The sequence below is a fragment of the Prescottella equi genome (genome assembly GCF_020171745.1).
Classification (GTDB): domain Bacteria; phylum Actinomycetota; class Actinomycetes; order Mycobacteriales; family Mycobacteriaceae; genus Prescottella; species Prescottella equi_A.
Window position 1 is genome coordinate 83,188 of record NZ_JAIVAH010000012.1, and the last position, 25,495, is coordinate 108,682.

31 protein-coding genes, 1 pseudogene and 1 riboswitch are annotated in these 25,495 nt (G+C 69.1%); of the genes and pseudogenes, 24 read left to right on the top strand and 8 right to left on the bottom strand.

The window, feature by feature from the left end:
• Window positions 1-135: 135 nt before the first annotated feature.
• Complete coding sequence (locus LCL87_RS09090) at window positions 136-975, top strand: NUDIX hydrolase (protein WP_225018849.1); 840 nt, start codon at window positions 136-138, stop codon at window positions 973-975.
• A 9-nt stretch (window positions 976-984) separates the two neighbouring features.
• On the opposite strand, the gene LCL87_RS09095 is transcribed toward LCL87_RS09090, so the two are convergent.
• Window positions 985-1,395, bottom strand: coding sequence for a pyridoxamine 5'-phosphate oxidase family protein (locus LCL87_RS09095; RefSeq protein WP_225018852.1), 411 nt, complete (start codon window positions 1,393-1,395; stop codon window positions 985-987).
• Window positions 1,396-1,616: 221 nt separating this feature from the next.
• Here LCL87_RS09095 and LCL87_RS09100 point away from each other — a divergent pair.
• Window positions 1,617-1,871, top strand: a pseudogene (locus LCL87_RS09100) (winged helix-turn-helix transcriptional regulator); the annotation flags it as partial.
• A gap of 144 nt (window positions 1,872-2,015) precedes the next feature.
• On the opposite strand, the gene LCL87_RS09105 reads toward LCL87_RS09100, so the two are convergent.
• Window positions 2,016-2,417, bottom strand: a complete 402-nt coding sequence (locus LCL87_RS09105) for a phage holin family protein (RefSeq protein WP_225018854.1) — start codon at window positions 2,415-2,417, stop codon at window positions 2,016-2,018.
• Window positions 2,418-2,746: 329 nt separating this feature from the next.
• Here LCL87_RS09105 and LCL87_RS09110 point away from each other — a divergent pair, with 329 nt between their 5' ends.
• Window positions 2,747-3,952, top strand: coding sequence for a glycosyltransferase 87 family protein (locus LCL87_RS09110; protein ID WP_225018856.1), 1,206 nt, complete (start codon window positions 2,747-2,749; stop codon window positions 3,950-3,952).
• Window positions 3,953-3,967: 15 nt separating this feature from the next.
• Window positions 3,968-4,399, top strand: coding sequence for a hypothetical protein (locus LCL87_RS09115; protein WP_225018858.1), 432 nt, complete (start codon window positions 3,968-3,970; stop codon window positions 4,397-4,399).
• A 6-nt stretch (window positions 4,400-4,405) separates the two neighbouring features.
• On the opposite strand, the gene thiE is transcribed toward LCL87_RS09115, so the two are convergent.
• A complete protein-coding gene (thiE, locus tag LCL87_RS09120; protein WP_225018860.1) occupies window positions 4,406-5,098 on the bottom strand; it encodes a thiamine phosphate synthase in 693 nt (230 codons plus the stop codon).
• 26 nt (window positions 5,099-5,124) lie between these two features.
• Window positions 5,125-5,236: riboswitch (TPP riboswitch) on the top strand.
• Between thiE and thiO the strand changes: the two genes are divergently transcribed.
• The 13 genes from thiO (at window position 5,205) to LCL87_RS09185 (ending at window position 15,988) form a co-directional block, all read left to right on the top strand.
• Window positions 5,205-6,302 carry a glycine oxidase ThiO gene (gene thiO / locus LCL87_RS09125; protein ID WP_510850726.1) on the top strand — a complete coding sequence of 366 codons (1,098 nt, stop codon included), beginning with the start codon at window positions 5,205-5,207 and terminating at the stop codon, window positions 6,300-6,302. It overlaps the preceding riboswitch by 32 nt.
• Before the next feature lie 11 nt (window positions 6,303-6,313).
• Window positions 6,314-6,523 (top strand): sulfur carrier protein ThiS, encoded by a 210-nt coding sequence (thiS, locus tag LCL87_RS09130; protein ID WP_225018863.1) that lies wholly within the window; start codon window positions 6,314-6,316, stop codon window positions 6,521-6,523.
• Window position 6,524: 1 nt separating this feature from the next.
• The gene (locus tag LCL87_RS09135) at window positions 6,525-7,274 is read left to right on the top strand and encodes a thiazole synthase (protein ID WP_237691934.1); all 750 of its coding nucleotides are present in this window, start codon (window positions 6,525-6,527) and stop codon (window positions 7,272-7,274) included.
• A gap of 110 nt (window positions 7,275-7,384) precedes the next feature.
• Window positions 7,385-7,924, top strand: a complete 540-nt coding sequence (locus LCL87_RS09140; protein ID WP_225018867.1) for a pentapeptide repeat-containing protein — start codon at window positions 7,385-7,387, stop codon at window positions 7,922-7,924.
• A gap of 110 nt (window positions 7,925-8,034) precedes the next feature.
• A complete protein-coding gene (locus LCL87_RS09145; RefSeq protein ID WP_225018870.1) occupies window positions 8,035-9,000 on the top strand; it encodes an ATP-binding cassette domain-containing protein in 966 nt (321 codons plus the stop codon).
• Window positions 8,997-9,746 (top strand): ABC transporter permease, encoded by a 750-nt coding sequence (locus LCL87_RS09150; RefSeq protein ID WP_225018872.1) that lies wholly within the window; start codon window positions 8,997-8,999, stop codon window positions 9,744-9,746. Before LCL87_RS09145 ends, LCL87_RS09150 begins: the two co-directional genes overlap by 4 nt.
• A gap of 83 nt (window positions 9,747-9,829) precedes the next feature.
• Window positions 9,830-10,822, top strand: coding sequence for a helix-turn-helix domain-containing protein (locus tag LCL87_RS09155; protein ID WP_225018874.1), 993 nt, complete (start codon window positions 9,830-9,832; stop codon window positions 10,820-10,822).
• Between the two features lie 90 nt (window positions 10,823-10,912).
• Window positions 10,913-11,731, top strand: a complete 819-nt coding sequence (locus LCL87_RS09160; protein ID WP_225018876.1) for a dienelactone hydrolase family protein — start codon at window positions 10,913-10,915, stop codon at window positions 11,729-11,731.
• Window positions 11,732-11,763: 32 nt separating this feature from the next.
• Window positions 11,764-13,221 (top strand): M28 family metallopeptidase, encoded by a 1,458-nt coding sequence (locus LCL87_RS09165; RefSeq protein WP_225018878.1) that lies wholly within the window; start codon window positions 11,764-11,766, stop codon window positions 13,219-13,221.
• 64 nt (window positions 13,222-13,285) lie between these two features.
• Window positions 13,286-14,161, top strand: a complete 876-nt coding sequence (locus LCL87_RS09170; protein ID WP_225018880.1) for an adenylate/guanylate cyclase domain-containing protein — start codon at window positions 13,286-13,288, stop codon at window positions 14,159-14,161.
• A gap of 262 nt (window positions 14,162-14,423) precedes the next feature.
• Window positions 14,424-14,939: a type IV toxin-antitoxin system AbiEi family antitoxin gene (locus LCL87_RS09175; protein WP_510850727.1), complete on the top strand. Its 516-nt coding sequence runs from the start codon at window positions 14,424-14,426 to the stop codon at window positions 14,937-14,939.
• A complete protein-coding gene (locus LCL87_RS09180; protein ID WP_225018882.1) occupies window positions 14,936-15,736 on the top strand; it encodes a nucleotidyl transferase AbiEii/AbiGii toxin family protein in 801 nt (266 codons plus the stop codon). The genes LCL87_RS09175 and LCL87_RS09180 overlap by 4 nt, the downstream gene beginning before the upstream one ends.
• Before the next feature lie 66 nt (window positions 15,737-15,802).
• On the top strand, window positions 15,803-15,988 hold the full coding sequence (locus LCL87_RS09185) for a hypothetical protein (RefSeq protein ID WP_005517890.1): 186 nt from the start codon (window positions 15,803-15,805) through the stop codon (window positions 15,986-15,988).
• On the opposite strand, the gene thiD is transcribed toward LCL87_RS09185, so the two are convergent.
• A complete protein-coding gene (gene thiD, locus LCL87_RS09190) occupies window positions 15,989-16,840 on the bottom strand; it encodes a bifunctional hydroxymethylpyrimidine kinase/phosphomethylpyrimidine kinase (protein ID WP_225018883.1) in 852 nt (283 codons plus the stop codon).
• A 138-nt stretch (window positions 16,841-16,978) separates the two neighbouring features.
• Complete coding sequence (locus LCL87_RS09195) at window positions 16,979-17,884, bottom strand: hypothetical protein (RefSeq protein ID WP_225018884.1); 906 nt, start codon at window positions 17,882-17,884, stop codon at window positions 16,979-16,981.
• Between the two features lie 849 nt (window positions 17,885-18,733).
• Here LCL87_RS09195 and LCL87_RS09200 point away from each other — a divergent pair.
• The 3 genes from LCL87_RS09200 (at window position 18,734) to LCL87_RS09210 (ending at window position 20,649) form a co-directional block, all read left to right on the top strand.
• Window positions 18,734-19,507: a hypothetical protein gene (locus LCL87_RS09200; RefSeq protein WP_225018885.1), complete on the top strand. Its 774-nt coding sequence runs from the start codon at window positions 18,734-18,736 to the stop codon at window positions 19,505-19,507.
• 337 nt (window positions 19,508-19,844) lie between these two features.
• Entirely contained in the window at window positions 19,845-20,204 is a 360-nt protein-coding gene (locus LCL87_RS09205; RefSeq protein WP_022597673.1) for a GNAT family N-acetyltransferase, read from the top strand.
• A gap of 91 nt (window positions 20,205-20,295) precedes the next feature.
• The gene (locus LCL87_RS09210) at window positions 20,296-20,649 is read left to right on the top strand and encodes a GNAT family N-acetyltransferase (RefSeq protein ID WP_225018887.1); all 354 of its coding nucleotides are present in this window, start codon (window positions 20,296-20,298) and stop codon (window positions 20,647-20,649) included.
• Here LCL87_RS09210 and LCL87_RS09215 read toward each other — a convergent pair whose 3' ends face one another.
• From LCL87_RS09215 to LCL87_RS09225, 3 genes are read right to left on the bottom strand one after another with little or no spacing between them, the layout of a single operon-like run.
• On the bottom strand, window positions 20,650-21,450 hold the full coding sequence (locus LCL87_RS09215) for an exodeoxyribonuclease III (RefSeq protein ID WP_225018889.1): 801 nt from the start codon (window positions 21,448-21,450) through the stop codon (window positions 20,650-20,652).
• Between the two features lie 30 nt (window positions 21,451-21,480).
• On the bottom strand, window positions 21,481-21,726 hold the full coding sequence (locus LCL87_RS09220) for a putative acetyltransferase (RefSeq protein WP_225018891.1): 246 nt from the start codon (window positions 21,724-21,726) through the stop codon (window positions 21,481-21,483).
• On the bottom strand, window positions 21,713-22,318 hold the full coding sequence (locus LCL87_RS09225; RefSeq protein ID WP_225018893.1) for a peptide deformylase: 606 nt from the start codon (window positions 22,316-22,318) through the stop codon (window positions 21,713-21,715). Before LCL87_RS09225 ends, LCL87_RS09220 begins: the two co-directional genes overlap by 14 nt.
• A 237-nt stretch (window positions 22,319-22,555) precedes the next feature.
• Between LCL87_RS09225 and napA the strand changes: the two genes are divergently transcribed.
• The 4 genes from napA to LCL87_RS09245 all read left to right on the top strand — a co-directional run bounded on the left by napA (window position 22,556) and on the right by LCL87_RS09245 (window position 25,495).
• Window positions 22,556-22,882: a nucleoid-associated protein NapA gene (napA, locus tag LCL87_RS09230; RefSeq protein WP_225018895.1), complete on the top strand. Its 327-nt coding sequence runs from the start codon at window positions 22,556-22,558 to the stop codon at window positions 22,880-22,882.
• Window positions 22,883-22,931: 49 nt separating this feature from the next.
• Window positions 22,932-23,489, top strand: coding sequence for a LytR C-terminal domain-containing protein (locus LCL87_RS09235; RefSeq protein ID WP_225018897.1), 558 nt, complete (start codon window positions 22,932-22,934; stop codon window positions 23,487-23,489).
• A 62-nt stretch (window positions 23,490-23,551) separates the two neighbouring features.
• Complete coding sequence (gene sodC, locus LCL87_RS09240) at window positions 23,552-24,262, top strand: superoxide dismutase[Cu-Zn] (RefSeq protein ID WP_225018899.1); 711 nt, start codon at window positions 23,552-23,554, stop codon at window positions 24,260-24,262.
• 114 nt (window positions 24,263-24,376) lie between these two features.
• Complete coding sequence (locus tag LCL87_RS09245) at window positions 24,377-25,495, top strand: glutamate--cysteine ligase (protein ID WP_225018901.1); 1,119 nt, start codon at window positions 24,377-24,379, stop codon at window positions 25,493-25,495.

A 25,495-nucleotide genomic window follows, 5' to 3' on the forward strand; every position in this document is an offset into this window, starting at 1 on the left:
CGGAATGGTTCGCCGTTCCGCAGTTTCGAGCATATAAGCAGCACCGCGGGGATGTTCCGCCGTTTTGCGATGCCGCGGGGAATACTGTGGGGACAGGTGAGCGGCTCGGCGGACAGGGCAGGTGAGAGGTACTCCATGCGCGGTGACGGTGACGGCTGGGCGACGACGCCCGACGGGGTGCGGCATTGGGGCCGGCACGGCGCGGCGGGCCTGCTCCTGCGCGCCCCGCTCGAGGACGGGTCGCCGGCGGTCCTGCTGCAGCATCGCGCCGCGTGGAGCCACCAGGGTGGGACGTGGGCGCTGCCCGGCGGTGCCCGGGACAGCCACGAGACCACGATCCACGCCGCGGTCCGCGAGGCGCAGGAGGAGACCGGTATCGACGCCGGCGCCGTGCGGGTGCGGACCGAACGGGTCACGGCCAGCGTCGACGGCGGCTGGACGTACACGACCGTGGTCGCCGACGCCGAGAAGACCCTGGCCCTGGTGCCCAACGGGGAGAGCACCGAGCTGCGCTGGGTGCCGGAGTTCGAGGTGGAGCACATGCCGCTGCACCCGGGATTCGCGGACGCGTGGCCGGCGTTGCGCACGACCGAGATCCGCGTGCTGCTCGACACCGCCAACGTGCTCGGCTCACGACCGACCGGTTGGTGGCGGGACCGCGCGGGCGCGACCGGAGAACTGCTCGACCGGATCGCCCAGGTGCTGCCGCGCACCGTCGAACTGCCCGACGGCGGATTCGGCTGGTTGCCGCGGATCGAAGCCGTGCTCGAGGGTCAGGCACGGGCCGTCGACCACGCCGACGCGCGCGTGCCGGTGCACGTCGCCGACGGCAGCGGCGACGACGAGCTGGCCCGTCTGGCGTCCGCCGCCGACACGCTCACCGCGGTGGTGACCGCCGACCGCGGACTGCGCGGCCGGCTGCCGACGTCGGTGCTGGCGCTGTCGCCGTCGACCGTGCTGTCCTGGCTTGACTGACGGCCGCCGTCAGCCCCGATCGAGGACGAACCGCCGACCGTGACTCTCGGTGGGCCGGATCTCCACGAAGTTGAACTTCTCCGTCGGAATCCAGGACTGCAGGTCCAGTTCCTCGGCGGCGTTGATCTCGTCGAACCTCGTGAGGGTGCGCGCGATGCCGCGGATCACGATGCTCCAGCCGGCGGTGGCGTCGGCGTGGTCGACCTGGAACGTCGTCATTGGCCGGAGCGTGAGTTCGGTGAGCTTGTCGCCCTCCGCGGAACGGAAGTAGATCTTGCCGTCGTGGACCACATAGTTGACGGGGTAGATGTCGGGGCGGTCGTCGACCACGAGGATCAGCCGTCCGAGGCGCTCGGTGGCCAGCAGGTCCAGGCATTCCTGTTCGGTGAGCGTCGTGACAGGTGCGGTCCGGTCCGGCATGTCTCCTCCGATCCTCGGTGAGTGTCACCTCCGACTCTGCCCCTTGCCGGACGCTCGTGCCAGACACCAGTGGTGTGAGTTGCGCTGCACGGCTGTTCGGTTCGTCCCCGCGCGTCCGCGCGTCCCGCGTCCCCCCACCCCTCGCGTTTTGCGCACTTATCGCGCTCGGGAGGCCCCGATTTCCGCGATAAGTGCGCAAAACGCGGGGGCGAAACTTACTGCGCACGCGGCACGAGTACGTGCTCACCGAGAAGGGGCGTGACCTGTTGCCGGCGGTCCTCGCGCTGATGCAGTGGGGCGACAAGTATCTGCAGGGCGACCGCGGTGGTCCGCTCGACCTCGCGGACGACACGTCGGGCGAACCCGTGCACGTCGAGGTGCGCAGCGAATCGGGACGTCAGGTGCCGCTGGAGGAGCTGCGGGTGATCCCGAACGTCACCGAGGAGCAGGCCCGCCGCGCCATGCGCCGGGCCTGACGCCCACCCCCCCCACTCGCGGTTTGCGCACTTATCGCGCTCCGAGGGCCTCGAATTCCGCGATAAGTGCGCAAAACGCGGGGGAAGGGAGGGCGCGGGGGAAGGGGAGAAGAGGGGGAGAAGGGAGAGGGAGAGGCGAGAGGGTCAGGCGCCGGAGTTCTTCTTCTCCTTGCGGTCCGCGATCTCGTCCTTGAGGAGGAACATCGGCAGCAGCACCGTCGCGAGGGCGGTCACGAGCCACACGACGAGCGACGCGAGAATCCAGGTCTGCCACCCGGTGATCGACAGCCCGGTGATGAGCGACGCGACGACGAGCGCGACGAACGTCGACACCAGGCCGATGCCGCCGAGGAAGGCGGGGGCGTTGCGGGCCGCGACCTTCATGATGAACGGCGACAGCAGGCTCTGCGCGATCGCGAACACGATGGCCGCGGTGACGAACCCGGTGGCGGTGACGTGCACGTCCGGCAGCAACCACACGGCGGCCAGGATCCCGATCGCGGCAGACCCGAGGAAGATTGCCGTCCGGATGAGGAAACGAATCATGTTCGGGGCCTTTCGTGTCGACCGCGGGGCGCGATCTCGGGGAGTCGGATCGTCGACCTCGGCGGAGTCTAACCAGCGAGGCGCCCGCGGACGTGCAGGCGCGATTCCGGCCGTGTTGCGGGGTCGCGGTAACGGGTGGGCGGTACGCCGACGACACCACGTGGGGAGTCTCGGTGAGCGGGTGCTGGGTTCGTCCGAACCGGCGAAATTGCTTAGGCTGGGTATCGAGGCTGCGAGGTTCTGGGGTGGGACCGCGATCGGGAGGGCTGGCCGTGCTGAGGAACATTCTTGTCCGCGGACGCGAGATGCCGCGTCGGACAGGGTTTTTGGTGATCCTTGCGCTGTGGGCTGTCGCATCCGTGGTGCTGCTCTTCACGACTGTGCGGCCGTGGATGCCGACGATCGGGCTGTTCGCGGGCGGGGCGGACCTCGATGTGTACCGAGATGGCGCTCGCCACGTCATGGCGGATCTTCCGCTCTACACCGAGCCGGTGATCCACGGTCTGCTCTACACGTACACGCCGTTCTCGACGTTGACCTTCATCCCGTTCGGACTGCTGCCCGGCGGCGTCGACAAGTATCTGTGGATGGCGGTCAACGTCGCGCTGCTGATCGCGATCGTCGCACTGTGCTGGCGGATCCTCGGTTACCGCATCACGCCGTACGTGGTCGGGGTGTCGGCGCTGGTGGCCGCGTCGTGCACGTTCCTCGAGCCGGTCCGGACCACACTGTTCTACGGACAGATCAATCTGGTGCTGATGGCGCTGGTGCTGTGGGACGCCTCGCGCGGTGACGCGAGCCGGCTCAAGGGCATCGGCGTCGGCATCGCGGCGGGTATCAAGCTCACGCCCGCCTACTTCGTCCTCTACTACCTGGTGCTGCGGAAGTGGCGCGCGGCCGCCGTCGCGGTCGGCACCGGCGTCGCCACGATCGCCGTCAGTTGGCTGGTGCTGCCGGACGATTCGTGGCAGTACTGGACCGAGACGTTCTTCGAGTCCACTCGCATCGCGCTGGATTCGCACCCGTCGAACCAGTCGATCCGCGGAGTGATCGCGCACCTCGGCGGCGATCCCGCGCCGACGGCGCTGTGGCTGATGCTCGCGCTGTGCGCGGTCGCGGTGAGCATGTGGATCGTCGTGCGCCTGCACCGGCGCGGGGAGAAACTGCTCGCCATCACGGTCGCCGGGCTCACCGCCGCCGCGGTCTCGCCCTTCTCGTGGAGCCACCACTGGGTGTGGTTCGTCCCGCTGCTCGTCTACATCGTGCACCGCGCGATGACCAACCGGTGGTGGTGGCTCGCCGCGGCCGTCGTCTACCTCGCGGCCGGGGCGTGGCCCTACCGCTGGGACGAGGAGGTCGTCGTCGTGGGGCTGTTCCTGTTCCCGCCGTGGTGGACGATCGCGGACGTCCTCATGAACATCTATCTGCTCGTCTACGTCGCCGTTCTCGCCGGGGCGGCGGTGATCGCCTTCCGCGGCGCACCCGGGCCGGCGATCGAGGAGTCGACACCCGTGCGCGAGCCCGAACCGGTGTGATGCCACCATCGGGGCATGCGCATTCGACATCTGATCGCCGCCGTCCCCGTCGCCCTGCTGGTTCTCACCGGTTGCAGTGACGGTGGCGACTCCGACTCGAAGGACACGAAGGACGCGGGCAAGACGACCATCACCGCCGAGGCCGGCGCCGACGCGCAGGACACCGCGGTCTCGGTGATGTGCGCGCAGGTGGTCGCCTACCTCGACGCCACCGCGCAGCAGGCCGAAATGGCCGGTCAGCCGTTCGACCGGGAGGCGAAGGGCGCGGAGTTCCTCGACACGCTGAAGGCGAACGGCGGAACCGTCGTGGCGGCGTACAACGAGCAGGCCGCGGCGGCCGGTGAGCCGACGCTCGACCCGGCGACCGCGACGTGGGAGGACGTGCCGGCCGAGGCCCGTGAGCTCATCGAGCAGTCGGTGGAGTCCGGTATCGCCGGGAGCTGCTGACGGCTCTCAGCCGCGCAGGGCGTCGGACAGCGCCCGCGCGGCGGCCTCCGGGTCGTCGGCCGCGGTGATGGCGCGGACCACGACGATGCGGGTGGCCCCGGCCTCGAGGATCTGCGGCAGCCGCTCCTGGTCGACGCCACCGATCGCGAACCACGGGCGGGACGGCTGCGCCTCGGCCGTGCTGCGGACCAGTTCGATGCCCGACGCGGCCCGGCCCGGCTTGGTGGGGGTGGCCCACACCGGACCGGTGCAGAAGTAGTCGACGTCCTCTTCGATCGCGGCGAGGCTGGCCTGCGCGCGGTTGTTCGTGGAGCGGCCGATCACGACGTCGGGTCCGACGATCTGCCGCGCGTAGTGCACGGGCAGGTCGTTCTGGCCCAGGTGCAGGACGTCGGCGCCCGCGGCGAGCGCGAGGTCGGCGCGGTCGTTGACGGCGAGCAGCGCACCGTGCCGGCGGGCCGCGGCGCCGATCACAGCCAGCGCCGCAAGCTCCTCCTTGACCTCCATCGGCCCGAGCGCGCGCTCGCCGGCCGAGCCCTTGTCGCGGAGCTGGACGATGTCGACACCCCCGGCGAGGGCGGCGTCGACGAACTGGGCCAGATCGCCCTTGTCGCGGCGGGCGTCGGTGCACAGGTACAGGCGCGCGTCGGCGAGGCGTTCGCGCGGGGTGAGGTGCTTGACGGACTGGGAAGCATGCACACCTCGAACGGTAGTCTCTAATGCGGACGAATCAACACGGGAGTCCCGAGGGATACGGGGCTGAGAGGGGGCCTGCCGGCCCCGACCGTCATACCTGACCCGGATCATGCCGGCGCAGGGAGTGAGGTGGAGAGAAGTGACCCGATCGGTTTCCGTCGTCGGAGGCGGTGTCATCGGCCTGTCCGTCGCGTGGCGTGCCGCGCAGAGCGGCTGGGCGGTGCGGCTGTACGACCCGGCGCCCGGCAGCGGTGCGTCGTGGGTGGCCGGCGGCATGCTGGCCCCGCTGTCCGAGGGCTGGCCCGGTGAGGAGAAGGCGCTCGCGCTGGGCGCGGCGTCGTTGCAGCGGTGGCCGGGCTTCGGCGCCGAACTCGAGCGCATCGCGGACCTGGAGCTGTTCACCTCCGACGACTCGCTGACCGTCGCGCTCGACGCCGCCGACGCCGCCGACCTGCACACGATCGCGGACTGGGTGGCCGAGCAGGGCCACGAGCTGCGCATCCTGAACCGGGCGCAGATCCGCGAGCTCGAGCCGTCGCTGGGCCGCGGCATCCGGCTGGCGTTGCAGGCGCCCACCGAACTGGCCGTCGACAACCGGCTGCTGGTGCAGGCATTGCGGACCGCGGCGGTGGCGGCCGGCGTCGAGCTGATCGAACGCGCCGTGACCGACCTCGGCGAGCTCACCACCGATCAGGTGGTGCTGGCGGCCGGATCGAACTCGGCGCAGCTGTGGCCGGACCTGCCGGTGCGCCCGGTGAAGGGCGAGATCCTGCGGCTGCGGGCCCGGCCGGGTGTGACGCCGGCGCCGCTGCGCACCATCCGTGGCAGCGTGCACGGGCGGCCGTCGTACCTGGTGCCGCGCGCCGACGGCATCGTCGTGGGCGCCACGCAGTACGAGTCCGGACACGACACCCAGGTCACCGTCGCCGGGGTGCGCGACCTCATCGCCGACGCCGAGGCTCTGATGCCCGCGATCGGCGAGTACGAGCTGTACGAGGCGAAAGCCGGTCTGCGCCCGATGAGTCCGGACAACCTGCCGATCATCGGACGCGTCTCGGACCGCGTGGTGCTGGCGACCGGGCACGGCCGCAACGGCATCCTGATGACCCCGGTCACCGCGGACGCGACGGTCGCGATCCTGGACGGCAACCCCCTGGCGGAGGCGGAAAGTGCCACCGCCGAACGATTTTCACCCGCGAAGGCATGAGTGAGGTTTGGATGAGTGAGTTGATCGGGATCACCGTCAACGGTGAGGACCGCGAATTCGACGGGCCCCTGACGGTGACGGAGCTGCTCGAGCGGCTGGAGCTGCCGCAGCGCGGCATCGCCGTCGCGGTGGACGGCGCGGTGTTCCCGCGCGGTCGCTGGGCCGAGTCGGTGGGCCGCGGCTGGGAGATCGAGATCCTCACGGCGGTGCAGGGTGGCTGACATGGGCAAGCTGACAATCGCCGACCGCACCTTCGGCTCGCGCCTGATCATGGGCACCGGCGGCGCCGCCAACCTCGCGGTGCTCGAGGAGGCGCTGGTCGCGTCGGGCACGGAACTGACCACCGTCGCGATGCGCCGCGTCGACGCCGCGGGCGGCACGGGCGTGCTGGACCTGCTGCGCCGCCTCGACATCGCACCGCTGCCGAACACTGCCGGCTGCCGCGGCGCCGCCGAGGCCGTGCTCACAGCGCAGCTCGCGCGCGAGGCGCTCGAAACCGACTGGGTGAAGCTCGAGGTGATCGCCGACGAGCGCACCCTGCTGCCCGACGCCATCGAATTGGTTTCCGCAGCAGAGCAGTTGGTGGACGACGGCTTCACCGTGCTGCCGTACACCACCGACGACCCGGTGCTCGCGAAGCGGCTCGAGGACGTCGGCTGCGCCGCGGTGATGCCGCTGGGTTCGCCGATCGGCACCGGCCTGGGTATCTCGAATCCGCACAACATCGAGATGATCGTCGACGCCGCGAACGTGCCCGTCATCCTCGACGCCGGCATCGGCACCGCGAGCGATGCGACGCTCGCGATGGAACTGGGCTGCGACGCGGTGCTGCTCGCGACGGCCGTCACCCGCGCGAAGGATCCGGTGCTCATGGCGTCGGCGATGCGCGGCGCGGTCACCGCCGGCTTCGAGGCCCGGCATGCCGGACGCATCCCCAAGCGGTTCTGGGCGCAGGCGTCGTCGCCGATGTAGGTGCGGCACGCCGCGGGTCACGGGTTGATCGAAATCCCAGGCCCGGCGCGGATTCAGGCTAGGCTCGAGAACAACTTGCTCCGTTGGTTCGAGTGCCTGGAGGGCATGCCATGACGACGTTGAGTACCGACCTTCTGGATCTGCTCCGCTCGGACGTCGTGGCGTGGAACGCCCGACGCGACCAACTGCCCGATGCGCCCGACCTCCACGGCCTCGATCTGTCGGGTGCGGACCTCGCTGGGGCCAATCTCACAGGTGCCAACATGGAGGGCACGGATCTCTCCGGGGCGGACCTGACGTTCGCGGAGCTCGGCGGCGCGAACCTCACGGGTGCGAACCTCTCCGGCGCCGTCGCCGCGGACGCCGACTTCAGCAAGGCGTACCTCACCAACGCCAAGCTCAACGGGGCGGTGCTCACGCTGTCGTTCCTGACGTCGACGTACCTGGCGCATGCCAACCTGACCGGCGCGGATCTGTCCGGCGCGTACATGACCGGCGCGCATCTCGAGGACGCCGATCTCACCGGGGCGCGGCTCACGGGCGCGTACCTCGCGCACGCCGATCTGACCGGGGCGCGGCTGTCCACCGCCGACGTCAGCGGCGCGGATATGACCGACGTGACGATGCCGGACGGCGCCGTCAGGGACTGACTCCGGGTGATCCCCCACACGCCTCGGGGTGCGTGTCATCCCTGGGTATGACACGCGAGTAGACCCGAGACCGATGCGCAGGTAGGGACGTTTCGGGCAGAGTGGTGCCCATGATTGAAGTGAGGGGACTGACGAAGACCTACGGGTCGACGAGAGCGGTGGACGATCTCACGTTCTCCGTGAAGCCGGGAATCGTCACCGGCTTCCTCGGCCCGAACGGTGCCGGCAAGTCGACGACCATGCGAATGATCCTCGGCCTCGACGCACCGACGTCGGGAACCGCACTGGTCGAGGGTGTGCCGTACCACCAGCTCAAGCAGCCGCTGCGCACGGTCGGCGCGCTGCTCGACGCCAAGTGGGTGCACCCCAACCGCTCCGCGAAGGCGCACCTGCAGTGGATGGCCGCGGCCAACTCGCTGCCGATGTCGCGCGTCGACGAGGTGCTGCGCCTGGTGGGCCTGTCCGAGGTTGCCGGCAAGAAGGCCGGTGGCTTCTCGCTCGGCATGTCGCAGCGACTCGGTCTGGCCGGCGCGCTGCTCGGTGACCCGAAGGTGCTGCTGTTCGACGAGCCGGTCAACGGCCTCGACCCCGAGGGCATCGTCTGGATCCGCAAGTTCATGCAGAGCCTGGCCGCCGAAGGCCGCACGGTCCTCGTGTCGAGCCACCTGCTGTCGGAGATGGCGCAGACCGCCGAGCACCTCGTCGTGATCGGCCGCGGTCGCCTCATCGCCGACACCAGCGTCAAGGACTTCGTCGACCGCGCCTCGGGTGCGTCGGTGCGGGTGCGCAGCCCGCAGCTCGACGCGCTGCGCGGCGTGCTCACCGCGCAGGGTTTCGCGGTCCAGGAGGACCCGGGCACCGATCATCAGCCGGCGCTGCTGGTCGCGGGCGTCCGCACCGACGACGTCGGCGCCCTCGCCGGTGCCAACGGCATCGTGCTGCACGAGCTGGCGTCGAAGCAGGGCTCGCTCGAGGAAGCGTTCATGAAGCTCACCGGCCACGACGTGCAGTACCAGGCGCAGATCGGCGGACAGCCGGCCGACGCCGCGCAGAACATGGGAGGTGCGCTCCGATGAGCGTGTTGAATGCCGAGCGCATCAAGCTCACGTCCACCAAGTCGCCGATGTGGTGCAGTCTCATCGCTGTCGTGGTCAGCGTCGGGTTCGCTGCCATCATCGGTGCCGCGTACAAGGCCGCCGAGTCGTCGGGTGACAACTCGTTCGGCGAGTTCTCGATGTCCCTGACCCAGGCGGGCGCCGCCCAGTTCGGCGCGATGCTGGTCATGATCATGTCGGCGCTCGCGGTCACCACCGAGTACCGGTTCGGCGTCATCCGCACCACGTTCCAGGCCATCCCCAATCGCACGCAGGTGATCGGTGGCAAGGCGCTGCTGCTCGCGGTGGTCGCGGCCGTCCTCGGCCTCGTAATCGCACTCGCGTCCTTCCTCGTGGCACAGGCGATGTCGGGGGTGTCGTTGTCGATCAGTGGTGACAACGCGCGCATCCTGTTCGGCATCCCGATCTACTTCGCGCTTCTGGCCGTGCTCGCGGTCGGTGTGGGTACGCTGATCCGTCAGTCGGCGGGTGCTATCTCGCTGCTGCTGCTGTGGCCGCTGGTGATCGAGAGCCTCGCGACGATGATCCCCAAGGTGGGCAAGTACATCGGCGAGTTCGGTCCGTTCAACAACGTGACGTACTTCCTCGGCAACAATGGCATGTACGACTTCCACTGGGGTCCGTGGGGCGCGCTGCTCTACTTCGCGGCGTTCGTCGCGATCGTGTTCGGCGCCAGCCTGTTCGTGGTGAACAAGCGCGACGCCTGAGTACCGCTCTCGAAGCGCCCGGTCGAAGTTTTTCGGCCGGGCGCTTCGGCTATCTTCGGCCCTGACGACAGAAGGGTGACGCGATGCGGATCGGGGTGCTGGCGTACGAGGGCTGTCTGGCGGCGGAGATCTTCGTGTTCACCGATCTGCTACGGATCGCCAATCGCGTTGCGCGGGAGACGGGTGCGGCCACCGAGGATCCGTTCCGGGTGTCGGTGATCGCGGCGTCCGCCGAACCGGTCGCGGCAGCGGGCGGCTTTCCGATCGGTGCGAAGCGCTGGCACCACCGGTTCGATCGGGTGATCGTCCCCGGCTTCGAACTGGTGCCGTCCGAGGATGTCGCCGTGCGGTTGGACTCTCTTCGGCGGGAGACGACGTTCCTGCGGGCGGCGGAAGACCGGGGAAGCCGCGTCGCGTCGGTGTGCGTCGGCGCGTTCCTGCTGGGGGAGGCCGGTCTGCTCGACGGGCGGCGGGCGACTACGTCGTGGCTGTTCGCGTCCCGCCTGGCCCGGCGCTATCCGCGGACGACCGTGTGCCCCGAGGCGCTGATCGTCACCGACGGGACGATCACGACGACGGCCGCCTTCAGTGCCGCGCTGGACCTTGCGACCGCACTGGTCCGGGAACACCTCGGCGACGACATCGCCCGCGCCACGGCGCGGATCACGCTGGCGGCCGAGAACCGGACCAGCCAGGCGCCGTACGTCGTCGACGCCATGTTGCCGTCGGCGCGCGGTCCGTTCGCGGACGACGTGGCGGCATGGCTCGTGGAGCGACTCGCCGAACCCTACGACCTGGGCCGCCTCGCCGACGCGTTCCACGTGAGCACCCGGACGCTACTGCGACGGTTCCGAGCCGAGACGGGGGAGTCGCCGCTCGACTTCCTCCGCCGGGCCCGGGTGCGGGCGGCGCGGAACCTGCTCGAGACCACCGACCTGCCGCTGGCCCGGGTCATCGAACGCGTCGGGTACCGGGACGCCGGCACGTTCCGGCGCCTGTTCGTCGAGCAGGTGGGGATGAATCCGGCCGACTACCGCCGGAAGTTCCATGGCGACGCAAGCTCCGTGGCGATGTAGCCACCAATGGTGGCGATGTCGCCTCTCCCCGACGTGGCGGGGCCCGGACAGACTGACCGGACCACCATCGATCGGTCACGGAGGACACAAGTGCCCCAACGCAGCCTGCACGAGGACGATCCGCTCGACGACTTCGAGCGGCGCAGCATCGAGGAGAACGGCGTCACCAAGACCGTGTACGTCGCGGGCGCCGGCTCGGCGGTGATCGTCATGCCGGAGATGCCGGGGATCAGCCCGCACGTCGCCCGGTTCGGGCGGTGGGTGCGCGACGCCGGATTCACCGTGTACCTGCCGTCGTTGTTCGGCCGGGACGGCGCTGTGCCCGGCGTCGAGGAGGGGGTGGCGGTGCTCCGCCGGGCGTGTGTGAGCGCGGAGTTCCGGGCGCTCGGCGCCGACGGCACCACCCCGGCCGTCGCGTGGCTGCGCGCGCTCGCCCGCCGCGCACACGGGGAGTGCGGCGGACCGGGCGTCGGGGCGATCGGCATGTGTTTCACGGGCAACTTCGCGCTGTCGATGATGCTCGAGCCCGCGATGCTGGCGCCGGTGCTCTCGCAGCCGTCGCTGCCGCTCGACGATCCGGACGGAATCGACAGCGGCCCCGAGGAACTCGCGTCGGTGCGCAAACGTCTCGAGAAGGACGACCTGACGGTGCTGGCCTACCGGTTCCAGGGCGACAAGTTCTGCCGCGCACAGCGGTTCGCGGCGTACGAGCAGGCGCTCGGCGACCGGTTCGAGGCGCGGGTGTTGCCCGACAGCGCCGCCAACCCGGAGACGTCGCCGTTCTTCGAGCACGCGATCGCGAGTCCGCACAGCGTCGTCACGGCGCACCTGATCGACGAGGCCGGCCAGCCCACCGTCGCGGCGCGGGACGAGATCCTCACCTTCCTCGCCATGCGGCTGAGGGACTGAGGAGCCGGGTCCGATCGGGGTACTCTGCCCGCATGCGGGTGAGGGTGGGGTTGGTCGCGGGTCTGTCCGGTGCGCTGCTGCTCGCGGGATGCAGCGATCCCGACGAGGGCAGCCCACCCGTGGACGGTCCGGGCCTGGCCGCGGCGATCGACGCCGACGCGGTGATGGGCGATCTCGAGCAATTGCAGCGGATCGCGGACGCGAACGGCGGTAACCGCTCCGTCGGCACCCCCGGCTACGACGCCAGCGTCGACTACGTCGTCGGACAGCTCGAGGGCGCCGGATTCGACGTCGAGACACCGGAATTCGACGTCGACAGATTCGACGCGCACACCCAGACACTCGCGTTCGGTGGCCGCGACGTGCCGGTCGAGGCTCTCACGTATTCGCCGGCGACACCGCAGGGCGGGCTCACCGCCCGGCTGGTTCCGGCGCCGTCGGACGACACCCCGGGTTGCGAGGCCACCGACTACGACGGCCTGGACGTCACGGGGGCGGTGGTACTGGTCGATCGCGGCGCGTGCCCCTTCGCGCAGAAGCAGCAGGTCGCGGCCGATCGGGGCGCGGTGGCCGTGCTCGTCGCCGACAACGAGGACGAAGGCCTTCCCGGCGGCACACTGGGAGCGAAGGCGGACGCGCGAATCCCCACCGGCGGCGTCAGCAAGGCCGACGGCGTCGCGCTGCGACAGGGCGGCGACGTGACCCTCACACTCGACACCACCGTCGAAACGGTCAAGTCCCGCAACGTGATCGCGCAGACCAAGACCGGCGATTCCGGCAACGTGGTGATGGCGGGTGCGCACCTGGACTCGGTGCCGGACGGCCCCGGCATCAACGACGACGGCTCGGGTGTCGCGTCGCTGCTCGAAACGGCCCGGCAGCTCGGCGCGAAGCCGAACACGGCGAACGCGGTGCGGTTCGCCTTCTGGGGTGCCGAGGAGGAGGGGCTGAACGGATCGACGGCGTACGTCGACGGCCTCGACGACGCGGCCCGCGCCGACATCGCGCTGTACCTCAACTTCGACATGGTGGGCTCGCACAACGCCGGCTACTTCGTCTACGACGGCGACAACTCCGACAACGTGGGCGAAGGGCCGGGGCCGGAGGGGTCGGCCGGGATCGAGCGCACGTTCGCGGCGATCGTGTTGCAGTTGGGGGTGACGCCAGGGGGAACGGACTTCGATGGGCGCTCGGACTACGGCCCGTTCATCGCGGCCGGCATCCCGGCGGGCGGCCTGTTCACCGGGGCCGAGGAGAAGAAGACACCTGCTCAGGCGGGGCAGTGGGGTGGCGAGGCCGACGCGATGCTGGACCCGAACTACCACACCGCGCAGGACACCGTCGGCAACGTCGACCGCACCGCGCTGGCCCTGAATGCAGAAGCGATCGGGTACGGCATCGGGCACTACGCGCAGTCGACCGACGGCGTGAACGGGGTGCCGCCCGCGGGCGACGCCCGGAGCGCGGCGCGGGCCGATGTGGGGAAGTAGGCGCCGAAACCGGCGTCACGCGGCACTTCTGCGAGACGACCCGGCCACGATTACTCTTGCCGGGGTGAGTGACGACCCGGAGGGCGACGCCACACCGGAACCGGCCCCCACGGATTCCGGCACGGAGGGCGGCTACGCCAAGGTCACCGGTTCGGTGGCGAAGTGGGTACGCGACGCGGACCGGCAACCCCAGTTGGTCGACGCCGTGCGGCGGATCAGGCGCTCACTGCCCGGTGATCCCGCGTTCGGTGACCCCCTCTCGACCACCGGTCCCGGCGGCGCCCGGGCCGCGGCGCGCATGATCGACACCGGATCAACCGGTTCGGGGGCGTCGCGCGAGGTGAGCATGGCGGCGCTGCAGGTGCTGCAGGCGGTGCTCGAGAAGACGTGGGGCAGCCCCGCGGACGGCGAGGTCACCATCGTGTTCACAGACTTGGTCGGCTTCTCCAGCTGGTCGCTGCAGGTGGGCGACGGCGCGACGCTGTCGCTGCTGCGGGAGGTCGCGGCCACGATCGAGCCGCCGATGATCGAGCGCGGCGGCCAGGTGGTCAAACGTCTGGGCGACGGGCTGATGGTGGTGTTCGATCACCCGGACCGGGCCGTCGAGGCGGTGTTCGCGGCGCGTGCGGCGCTCGCGACCCTCGACCACACCGGCTACCGCCCCCGGATGCGCGTCGGCCTGCACACCGGCGCCCCGCAGCCCATCGGTGCGGACTGGTTCGGCGTCGACGTCAACGTGGCCGCGCGCATGATGGAGCTCGGCGGGAACGGCAACGTCGTCGTCTCCGGCAACACGCACGACGCGATCGGCGAGGAGCGCCTCGCCGAACTGGGCCTGGTCGCGCGGCGCTACCGGCGCGGGCTGCTGGCGGCGCCGCAGCGCGGGGTGCCCGAGGACCTGCGGGTCTACGTGCTGCGCCCGGCGCCGGCACCGCGGTGAGCTCGGACCTCTCGGTCCCCGGGCCGCCTATCGCAGTCGAACTCCCGTGCAGGCATGCCATCTCGAGATAAAGTATGTGTTTCGTAGGTTACAAGCCTACGGAACGCATACTTGACGCCTCGGGGGTGGGATGTCGGACAGTCGGACTACCGCATTGCCGGCGAGCCTCGCGCGTCGACCACTGCGTACCGTACGCCCACAGGACGCCGCGGACACCTACGCGCATCCGCGCCCCGAATTCGCACGCCTCACCGAGCGAGGCGTGCTGCACCGTGTCGCCAACGGCTACTACGTGGCTGTGCCGCAGGAACACGTCGGCCGGCCATGGCTGCCGAATCTCGAAGCCGCCGCCTGTGGAATTGCTTCCGCCATCTACGGGCCTGACAACGCCATTCTGATGGGGGTCAGCGCTGCCCGAGTTCATCACGCGATTCCTCGTGCGCTGGCCACAGCCGTGGTCGCGGTGCCCCGGCAGCATCAACCGATCGAACTGGCGGATCGGACCGCCGTCGTGCAGTTCGTGAAACGTGACACCGCGCGTCTCGACGCCGAGAGGATCGAGACACCATTGGGTCCTGCCCTGGTCACGACACCGGAGCAGACCCTTCTCGACCTTGCGCGCCGCCCGTCGTTGGGCCGGGCCGAAGGCGACGTGCCGTCCGCTGTCGAGGTGCTCTATCGGCACAGCGATCCCGAGCGTCTGGCAGAGATCGCCGCTGAGCAACGACTCGTCGCAGCACTGCACCGCGCGGAGGCTTGGGTGGGAGTGCGGACGTGAACGCTGACGAGCTCGCTGCCATTGCGGAGCGTTTCGGCGTCGCCGATTCCCAGGTGGAGCGTGATCACCTGATCTCCTATCTGCTCGCCCTTCTCAGCGAGAACTTTCGTGAGCGGGTGGTGTTCATCGGCGGTACCGCGCTCGCACGTACTCATCTGCCTGAAGGCAGGTTGAGCGAAGACATCGACCTCATTGCGCTCGACAGGCGAAACGCTGTCGCGGCGGATCTCGACCGTCTGATTCCACGTGCGTTGCAGCGCACTCACGGCCGCCTCACATGGGTCGACGCGCTCAGCGACGTGCCCGACACGACGGCCGCGTACCTCACAACCGGTGAGGGCCTGGCGATCAAGATCCAGTTGCTCGCCTCCAATGGATATCCGCGGTGGCCGACAGAGTTGCGCGAACTCGAACAGCGCTACGGCGATGCGCCACCAGCCCGGCTACATGTGCCCATTCGCGCAGCTTTCGCCGCATCCAAGACAGCGACGTGGCAGAACAGGCGTGCACCGCGAGACTTGTGGGACCTGTGGGCGCTCAATCGAATCGGCGCTATCGACACCGACGCGGCCGCGCTGTATCGGCGTCACGGACCGACAAACAAGCTTCCTGCGGCGCATGACTTCGCGGCCGCACCCGGAGAGGATGAGTGGCGGTCCCAGCTCGCCGGTCAAACCCGACTCGGTGACGTCACTGCGGCGAGCGCGCTCGGGGAAGTACGCGCGGCGTGGGCGCGACTCCGCGATGGCGACGTGCCCGACGACCGAGGGCGCATCGCGAGTTCCGGAGCGCCGTAGCGGACCATTCGGACGACTTCGGGAAACCGTTGCCGCCCCCGATGCCCGGCGCGCACACTGGGGACCATGACCGAGTCCGGGCATCCGCAGCGCACACCCTTCTACGGGGTGCTGATGATCATCGCGGCGCTGGCGGCCGCGATCGCGGTGAGCTACTACGGGCCCACGTGGTTCCGGATTACCGTCTACATCCTCGCGGTGCCGGTGGTGGCGGTCGGTTTCGTCATGACCCTGCGCGACTATTCGCGCTGATCAGGCGTTTTTCGGATCCAGTCGCCACAGCGGCGACACGGGACCGTGTCCGGCGCCCAGGTCGTACGCCGCCTCGAGGCACTTGGTGACCCATTCCTTGCCGAACGCGACCGCGTCGGGCATCGCGTAGCCGTTGGCGAGCGCGCATGTCACGGCCGCGGCCAGGGTATCGCCGCCGCCGTGATCGTTGCCGGTGTCGATCCGCGGGCTGGTGAACTCGTGGAAGGTGTCGCCGTCGAACAGCAGGTCGGTGCTCGACGTCGACGAGCGCAGGTGCCCGCCCTTGACCATCGACCACTGCGCGCCGAGTTCGTGCAGGGCCTCGGCGGCGCGGCGGGCGGTGGCGTCGTCTACCACCTCGATGCCGGTGATGAGGCGCACCTCGTCGAGGTTCGGCGTCACCAGCGACGCAATGGGGATGAGGGTGTTGCGGACGGCGTCGAGTGCCTCGGCGTGCAGCAGCGGATCGCCGTGCATGGACGCGCACACCGGGTCCACCACCAGCGGGATGGAGCCGTCGCGGCCGATGCCCACCTCTCCGCACACCTGCGCGACGGCCTCGATGATCGCAGTGGACGCGAGCATGCCGGTCTTGGCGGCGGACACGCCGATGTCCTCGACCACGCAGCGCACCTGCGCGGCCACCGTCTCGGGCGGGATCTCGTGAAATCCGCTGACGCCCACCGAGTTCTGCACCGTCACCGCGGCGACCGCGACGCACGCGTGCACCCCGCACATCGCCATGGTGCGCGAATCGGCCTGGATGCCGGCGCCGCCGCCGGAGTCGGTGCCGGCGATGGTGAGGGCGCGGATCGGGGTCTGGCCGGTCGGCGTCAAGGGCAGGTAGTTCACGGCCTCGAGCCTACCCATGTGATCGGGTGCGACGGACGGTGGTGTGAGGGGCGCGGTGAGCTCGAGTGCTGGGACGTCACGGCGTGACTCGTCCCGGTGCCGGCGGGATACCGGCACCGGGACGAGGTCAGCGGTGGATCAGGGGGTGGGGGTGTTCAGGTACTCGTCCAGCTCCCAGCCGGCGACGTTGTAGACGGCGCTGGTGGTGGACAGGGAGTTACCGGCGCCGGCGGAGGGCAGGCCCGCCCGCAGGTTGACGGCCCAGTTCAGCGATCCGAGCGGGCCGCAACCGGAGGCTCCGGGGACGGCGAAGTCGGTGGCCGTGTGGGGTGCCTGGGTCCAGACGCCACCCGGGACATCGGGTCCGTTGGTCGAGATCCATTCGGCCGGTCCGGCGCTGCCCACGAGTGCGAGGGACAGGTTGATCGGGGTGGCGGCGGAGCCGATGTAGCAGTTGTCGCCGAGGAGCGGATTGGAGAGCTTGAGCCGCACGGGAAGCTGCACGGCGAGGTTGTAGGGATCGACGTCGGGCAGGGCGACGGCCTCCACGGTCGCCTGGATGGCGGTGGGGCCGAAGTTCTCCGCCGACGCGGCGCCGAATGCTCCGCCGGGAACGGTGATCGGGTTGGCGTATACGCCGAACTTGCCGTCGTCGGCGGCGGGGACGAAGACCTGCTCGCCCGTCACGCCGCCGGCGATCATCAGGCTGCCGTCGGGGACTGCGACGTCGAGGTTTCCGATGCGCATGTTGCCGTCCCGGATGATCACCGTCATACAGGTGCCGCCGATTTCGACGTCGTAGACCAGATCGAGCTGGCAGGTGTCCCAGTTCTCGAACTCGTACGGCGTGCCGGGTGCGGCCGACGATCCGGTCGAGGAGCCGCTGCTGCCGGACGAGCCGCTGCTGCCTTCGGAGCTGGACAGGCTGCCGCTGCTACCGGAGCTGCCTTCGGCCGATCCGGCGGCGTTCGCGACGCCGCCGCCGACCAGGGCCAGCGCGGCGGTGGCCGCCAGCACGGCGGAGCGGGTGGTGTTCTTTCGCACGTAATACCCCCATATGGATTTCGACTCGGCCAGGAGGTTCGGTCGAACCCAGCTGTGACTGCCCGAGTGCACGACTGACAGAGTGGCGCCGCCCTGGCATGGGCCTATGCGACGCCTGGCGTCGGGGTGAGTCGGGCGTGCCCCGGATCGAGATGGGGCGCAGATGCGCTCATCCGAATCCCCCGATTTTCCCCGTCCAGAGCCGGACCTTGTTGCAGTCCGACTGCGAGCGTGTAACAGATCGTCACACACACAGCGGATGTCGTGTGCCGGTTTCGGGAGGATCGGCGAAATCTATCTGCGGTACACCGAAACTGTACTGCAGTACAAACTTTGGCATTGACCCAAGAGGTGACCTGAACGGCCGGGTGTCGTCACGGCCAGGGCCAGACCCCAGCGGGAAGTCGTGCGCCCGGTCGAATATCGGCTGACCGGTATCTCGGACTGTCGACCCGTGTGAACCCGGAAATGGTAAGGGACGCAACATATACTGAACGACCGTCCAGCTGGGGCCGTACTTGGCGACGGCCGTGGGAATCGTCGAAACTGTCACGCAAGGGCATCGTGCGTGTGACGATCTGTTACGCGCACGCAGTCGGGCCGACATCAGGTCCGGCTCAGGATGGGGAATCTCGGGGGAGATCAGGAACGGGCACAACCCCGCTCGTTCCGGACTTACGCCAGCAGCGCACCCGACTCACCCCAACGTCATGCATCGTGCTCGAGGTGCAGTGCATATCGAGCCGATGCGCTTCCGTGAGAAATGCACTCGACCGGCGATGTCGAGTCCTGCTCGAATCGAATCTGGCCGGGTGAGTACCCGAATGGGGGTTCTACGTGAGAAAACTCATGACCCGCTCCGTGATCCTTGGCGCGGCAACAACTTTGGCTCTGGTGGGGGGTGGTGTGGCGAACGCGGCCGCCCCGGTATCGGGGGCGAAGTATGACTTCAAGAATTGGGACACCTGTCAGCTGGACAAGGTTTACGACCCCGATACCGGCGTGGGTACCTGTATGACGGTCGTGATTCGGGATGGCACGATGCGAGTGGGCAGCCTCAACGTCCAGATTCCGGACGGAAGCCTGATGATTGCCGGCGGTGTCGCGCAGGATCAGGTCTTTGTTCCCGCTGCCAATGATGGCAAGTTCGGTGTGTATTCGAAGTCGCTCAGCGTCCCCGGCGGCGCACTCGGGACCAGTTCGGCCGAGGACTTCGGCCCGACCGCCATCCAGGCGACCGTGGAGGCTGTGGCGCTGCCTGTGGTCGATCCCTACAACCTCGGTGTGCAACTTCCGGTTCGGTTGAAGCTCTCCAACTCGTTGCTGGGGAACAACTGCTACATCGGTTCTGCCTCCAATCCGATTCGGCTTTCGCTGGCGCTCCAAGATGCTGGTGCTGCGCAGTGGATTTCGGATACGGTTCCCGGCGTTCCGGGCGGGGTCTGGCCCCAGGCAACACACAAGGCCACCAACTTTTCGGTGCCCGGAGCCACCGGATGTGGGCTCTTCGGCTCGCTGAACTGGGCCGTCAATCAACGGGCCGGCCTGCCGTCGGGTGGTGCGGGCAATTCCCTCTCCACCACCAGTTCCGTCTACAACGCCGCGGGATGGGAGCTGTCGTAGTTCGAAAAGTATTCAGCTGAAGGCTTTTCGAGAAGCGACCGTTCGGTGGTGCGCTTTGGTGGTGCAGGGGATCGGCCGGGTGGCTCTGATGTGTTTGCCTATCTGTATCGGATGGCCGGGTGAATCGATTGTGCCGACTGCAAGAAGAACCGGTCGGGTGGTATTGGATTCCGCGCTGTATCCGGGATGCGTCTCCGGTGCTTATGTATGCGATCTGAAGGGGCCCGGAATTCGCGTCGAACGGATTCGGTCAAATGCCTGACAGGTTGCCCCGAACGCCTGTACTAATAGTGGCGTGGATCACATTGTTGCATCGAAAGCGTCCCGAGGAGGTGTCGTGTTCGCCGATTCGCCCAGTGCCGACGTGACCGACAATACCGACCAGAACCGCTTCGAGTTGCGGCTCAACGGAGACCTGGTGGGAATCGTCGGCTACTACGACACCTCACCGGCCCGTCGTCGCGGCGCGCGGAAACCCACTCCGGTCGTGTCGTTCATGCACACCGTCGTCGTCGAGGACTTCGGCCACCGTGGGCTCGCCGCCGTCATGGTGCGGCGCTCCCTGGACCGGGCCCGGGACTACGGTTGGCGCGTGCGCCCGGTGTGCACGTACGTGCAGCGGTTCGTGGAGGCCAATCCGGAGTACCTGGATCTCATGGCGCCGCCCGAGGCGTCCGACGCGATCTCGCTGAACTGATCGCCGCGCGGCCACGCCGCGGTCAAGGATCGGCATCGAACCGCCCCACCCGTCCCGAAACGGACCCGGTGCCGGCGGTTCGGCCGGTTTCATGGGGAACGTGAACACCGAATCGCCCCGGACCGCGGGCGCCGTCGCCGATGCCGTCCGTATCGTCGACAGCCCGCCGCACGAGCGCTACGAACTGTGGGTGCGCGACGACCTCGTCGGCATCCTCGGCTACCGCCGCGACAGTGCCGGGCCGTCCGGGGACGTGCTCACCCTGCTGCACACCGTCGTCCGTGAGGATCGAAGCGGCCGCGGCTGGGCAGCGGTACTGGTCCGGGCCGTGCTCGACCGGGCCCGCAGCGAGGGCACCCGGATCCGCCCGGTGTGCACCTACGTCACGCGGTTCCTCGGCGCGCACACCGAGTGCCTGGACCTGCTCGACGAGCAGCGACCCTGATCAGGCCAGATCCACCACGACCGGCGCGTGATCGCTTGCGCCCTTGCCCTTGCGCTCGTCCCGGTCGATGTGCGCGCCGGTGACCCGCGCCGCAAGCGCGGGGGAGCCCAGCACGTAGTCGATGCGCATGCCCTGCCGCTTGGGGAACCGCAGCTGCGTGTAGTCCCAGTAGGTGTAGACGCCGGGGCCCGGCGCGAGCGGGCGCACCACATCTGCGAAACCGGCGTCGGCGAACGCGTCGAACGCGTCCCGCTCCGGCTGCGACGTGTGCGTCTTGCCCTCGAAGAACGCCGGATCCCACACGTCCTCGTCGGTGGGGGCCACATTCCAGTCGCCCATCAGTGCGATCTGTGCGTCCGGGTTGCCGGCCAGCCAGCCCTCCGCGTCCGCGCGCAGCTTCGCGAGCCATTCCAGCTTGTAGACGTAGTGCGGATCCGTCAGCTCACGGCCGTTGGGCACGTACAGGCTCCACACCCGAACCGCGCCCACCGTCGCGCCGATCGCGCGGGCCTCCCGCGTGGCCTCCGCCTCCGGATCCTTGTTGAACCCGGGCTGGTCCGCGAACCCGACCTGCACGTCCTCGAGCCCGATGCGCGACGCGATCGCGACGCCGTTCCACTGGCTCAGGCCCACGTGCGCCACCTCGTAGCCGGCCTCGGTGAACCGTTCGTACGGGAACTGCTCGTCCTTGCACTTGGTTTCCTGCATCGCCAACACATCGGTGTCGGTGCGGGCCAGCCAGTCCACGATCCGGTCGGTTCGGGCACGGACCGAGTTCACATTCCACGTCGCGATACGCACACCGGAGAGGGTAGTCAGCTACTCCGACAGTCACCGAACCCGGCCGTCGGACCGGCGCACCGGCTTGGGGCCCAGCGCCTTGAGCCGCACCACGTCGGCGCGCCCGATCTCCACCACGCGGTCGTCGGCGGTGCGGACCACCACCGTCGGCTCGAGCTGCTCGAGCGTTCCGATCACGTCGGTGAGCGGATGCGAGCCCCCGGGTGGCAGGCGATACCGCACCACCACCCGGCCGCCGATCACCGGCGGACCCGGCGGTGGGTCAGTCCTCGTCATCGTCCTCGTCGTGACCGAACGGGTCGTCCATGGTGCCCGGCGTCCAGCTCAGGCCCGGCACGCCCCAACCCTCGCGCTTGATCGTCTTCTTCGCCGCGCGCTTGTTGCGGCCGATCAGCACGTCCACGTACAGGAAGCCGTCCAGGTGACCGGTCTCGTGCTGCAGCATCCGTGCGAAGAAGCCGTGGCCCTCGATCTCGACCGGATTGCCGTCCTCGTCGGTGCCGGTGACCTTGGCCCAGTCGGCGCGGCCGGTGGGGAACTGCTCACCGGGAACCGACAGGCAGCCCTCGACGTCGTCGTCCTCGTCCGGCATGGTCTCCGGGATCTCCGACGTCTCGAGCACCGGGTTGACCACGCAGCCGCGGCGGCGGGCAGACTTGCCGTTCTCGTCGACGTCGGGGCAGTCGTACACGAACAGGCGCTTGGCGACGCCCACCTGGTTCGCGGCCAGACCCACACCGTTCGCGGCGTCCATCGTCTCGTACATGTCGCGGATCAGATCGGCGAGTTCGGCGGGCGACTCGGTCACGGGCTTGGTCGGCTCGTGCAGGACGGGATCGCCGACGATGCGGATCGGAAGAATTGCCATGGTCACCAAGGATAGTGGGCGTGATATCCGCGGCGCGTCCCCCCGGAAGCCCGACGGTGCAGTCGTGACCGTGGTTCAATTGACCAGGAAGAACACAGATGTAATTCGTGACCGGTCTCCAGCGATGTCTCAGTGGCCGGGCACGCCGCTCGGCCTGATCCTGCCGGGTCCAACGGGGCGCGGAGGGTGCGCTGACGTCGGGCGGAACCGGAAGTCATCGAGCAGTCGAGGAGTGAGATGGACGGCGCAGTAGCGCGGAACCAATCTGAGCGGCCCGACAGCACGTCGGGGAACGAAGTGGGCGAGGACGGTCTGTCTCGCCGCGAGCACGACATCCTGTCCTTCGAGCGGCAGTGGTGGAAGTACGCCGGGGCCAAGGAAGAGGCCATCAAGGAACTCTTCGCGATGTCGGCCACTCGCTACTACCAGGTTCTCAACGCGCTCGTCGATCGCCCCGAGGCGCTGGCGGCCGACCCCATGCTGGTCAAGCGCCTGCGCCGCCTGCGTGCCAGCCGCCAGAAGGCCCGCGCGGCCCGCCGTCTGGGCTTCGATCTCAGCACGTAGCCCTCACCTCCTAGCCCCGCGCCCGGCGCGCCGATTAAGGTCGTGAGTCGTGACCACCCCGAATCCAGAGTCGTCAGGCCCCCCGCTGCGCGCGATCGCGATGGTGCTGATCGCCCTCGCGATCCTGTTCGCAGGCCTCGGCGCGGCCTCCCTGGGGGGCTCCGATTCGGACGAGACGGCCACCGAGGCGTCCGCCACCACGACCACGTCGGCGGCCGCCGCGCCCGCGGCAGCGCGCACGACGACGGCTCCGGCGCCCACGACCACCACGGCCGCGACCAGCACCCCGTCGACCACCAGTGCCTCGGCCACCACGTCCGCACGCGTCGACAAGTCCGTCCCGGTGCGGGTGTTCAACAACAGCACCGTCTCGGGCCTGGCCGCGCAGACCGCCAACGAGCTGACGTCCGGCGGCTGGAACGTCTCCGAGACCGGCAACTACAGCTACGGGCAGATCCAGACCACCACGGTCTACTACGGCAGTAGCGCATCCGAGAAGGCCGCCGCGCAGGCCATCGCCGCCGAACTCGGCGTCAAGGCCGAACCCCGTTTCGCCGGCATCGACAGTGCGTCGCCCGGCGTGATCGTGATCGTCACCTCCGGATAGTTCCGCGGGACCCGCTGGTTATGATCATCAGCAGATTTCAACCACCTCGAAGGAGCGGTTCGATGGCCTCGCAATTCTCCCGTCGCAAGTCCTGGCGTGTCGTGACCCCGTTGGTCGCGATCGCCGCGCTGGGCCTGACCGCGTGCTCGAACAACGAGGAGCCCACCGACGTCCCCGGCACCACCCCGCCGGTGTGGACCGGTGCCCCCGCTCCCGCAGGCGAGCACGGTGAGAGCGGCTCCGAGCACGCCACCACCACCGCATCCGCCGACAACGTCTCGGTGACGCTGAAGGACGCCAAGGGCGCCCAGGTCGGCACCGCGACCCTCGCCGAGAACGGTGGCTTCGTCCAGATCACCGTCGACGCGCAGGGCCTGAAGCCCGGCTTCCACGGCCTGCACGTGCACTCGGTCGGCAAGTGCGAGCCCAACTCCGTCGCCCCCACCGGCGGCGAGCCCGGCAACTTCCTCTCCGCCGGCGGCCACTTCCAGGTCCAGGGCCATACCGGTCACCCGGCCAGCGGCGACCTCACCTCGCTCGAGGTCCGCGAGGACGGCAAGGGCTACCTCGTCACCACCACCGACGCCTTCACCCTCGAGGATCTGAAGAACGGTGGCAAGGGCACCGCGCTGATGATCCACGCGGACGCCGACAACTTCGGCAACATCCCCACCCGCTACACGCTGCCCGACAACGCGGCCGTGCCGGACCAGCAGACGCTGTCCACCGGTGATGCGGGCGGACGCGTCGCCTGCGGCGTCATCGGCGGCTGACGCCAACACGAGAACCACCGGAACGGCGGGGCCATCACGGCCCCGCCGTTCCGCGTCTGCCAGGCCTTTTCCGGAGTCGTGCGGGCTCCAGATCGCTGTGGTTGGATCGGTTCTGTGGGAGTACCCTTCGCAGGTTCACCGCGTCCGACCATCGGGGTGGAATGGGAGATCGCGCTGGTCGACCGGACCACCCGCGATCTGTCCAACACCGCCGCCGAGGTGCTCGACGCCGTCGGTGGTCTGGCCGACAAACCCCGAGTCACCAAGGAGTTGCTGCGCAACACCGTCGAACTCGTGACGGGCATCTGCGACAACGTCGGCGAGGCGATGGACGACCTGTCGGAGACCATGTCGCTGGTGCGCCGGGCCGCCGATCCGCTCGGCGTCGACCTCATGTGCGCGGGCACCCATCCGTTCGCGCAGTGGTCCACCCAGTTGATCACCCGTACCCCGCACTACGACGAACTCATCGAACGCACCCAGTGGTGGGGGCGGCAGATGCTGATCTGGGGCGTGCACGTGCACGTCGGGATCTCGTCGAAGGAGAGAGTCTTCCCGATCCTCAACGCGTTGCTGCTGAAATATCCTCACCTGCTTGCACTTTCGGCGTCGTCGCCGATGTGGACCGGGGTCGACACCGGATACGCCAGCAACCGGGCACTGATGTTCCAGCAGCTGCCCACCGCAGGGCTGCCGTTCCAGTTCGAGAACTGGACGCAGTTCGAGGGCTACGTCGACGACCAGCTCACCACCGGCGTCATCGACAACCTCGGCGGCCTGCACTGGGACATCCGGCCCGCGCCGCGCTGGGGCACCATCGAGGTGCGGGTGTGCGACGGCATCTCCTCCCGCACCGAACTGTCCGCGCTCGTCGCCCTCATCCACTGCCTCATCGTGCACCTCGACGAGCGGCTCGAGGCGGGGGAGACGCTGCCGTCGATGCCGCCGTGGCACGTGCAGGAAAACAAGTGGCGCGCCGCCCGCTACGGCATCGACGCCGAGGTGATCCTGGGCGCCGACAACCGCGAACGGCTCGTCACCGACGACCTCCACGACCTCCTCGAGAAGCTCACCCCCACCGCCGTCCGGTTGGGTTGCGCCGACGAACTGGCCCGCGTCGCCGACATCCCGCGCCGCGGGGCGTCGTATCAGCGTCAGCGCAAGGTGGCCGCCGCGACCGGCGGCGACCTGCGCGCCGTCGTCGGCTCCCTCGTCGACGAACTGGACACGTAA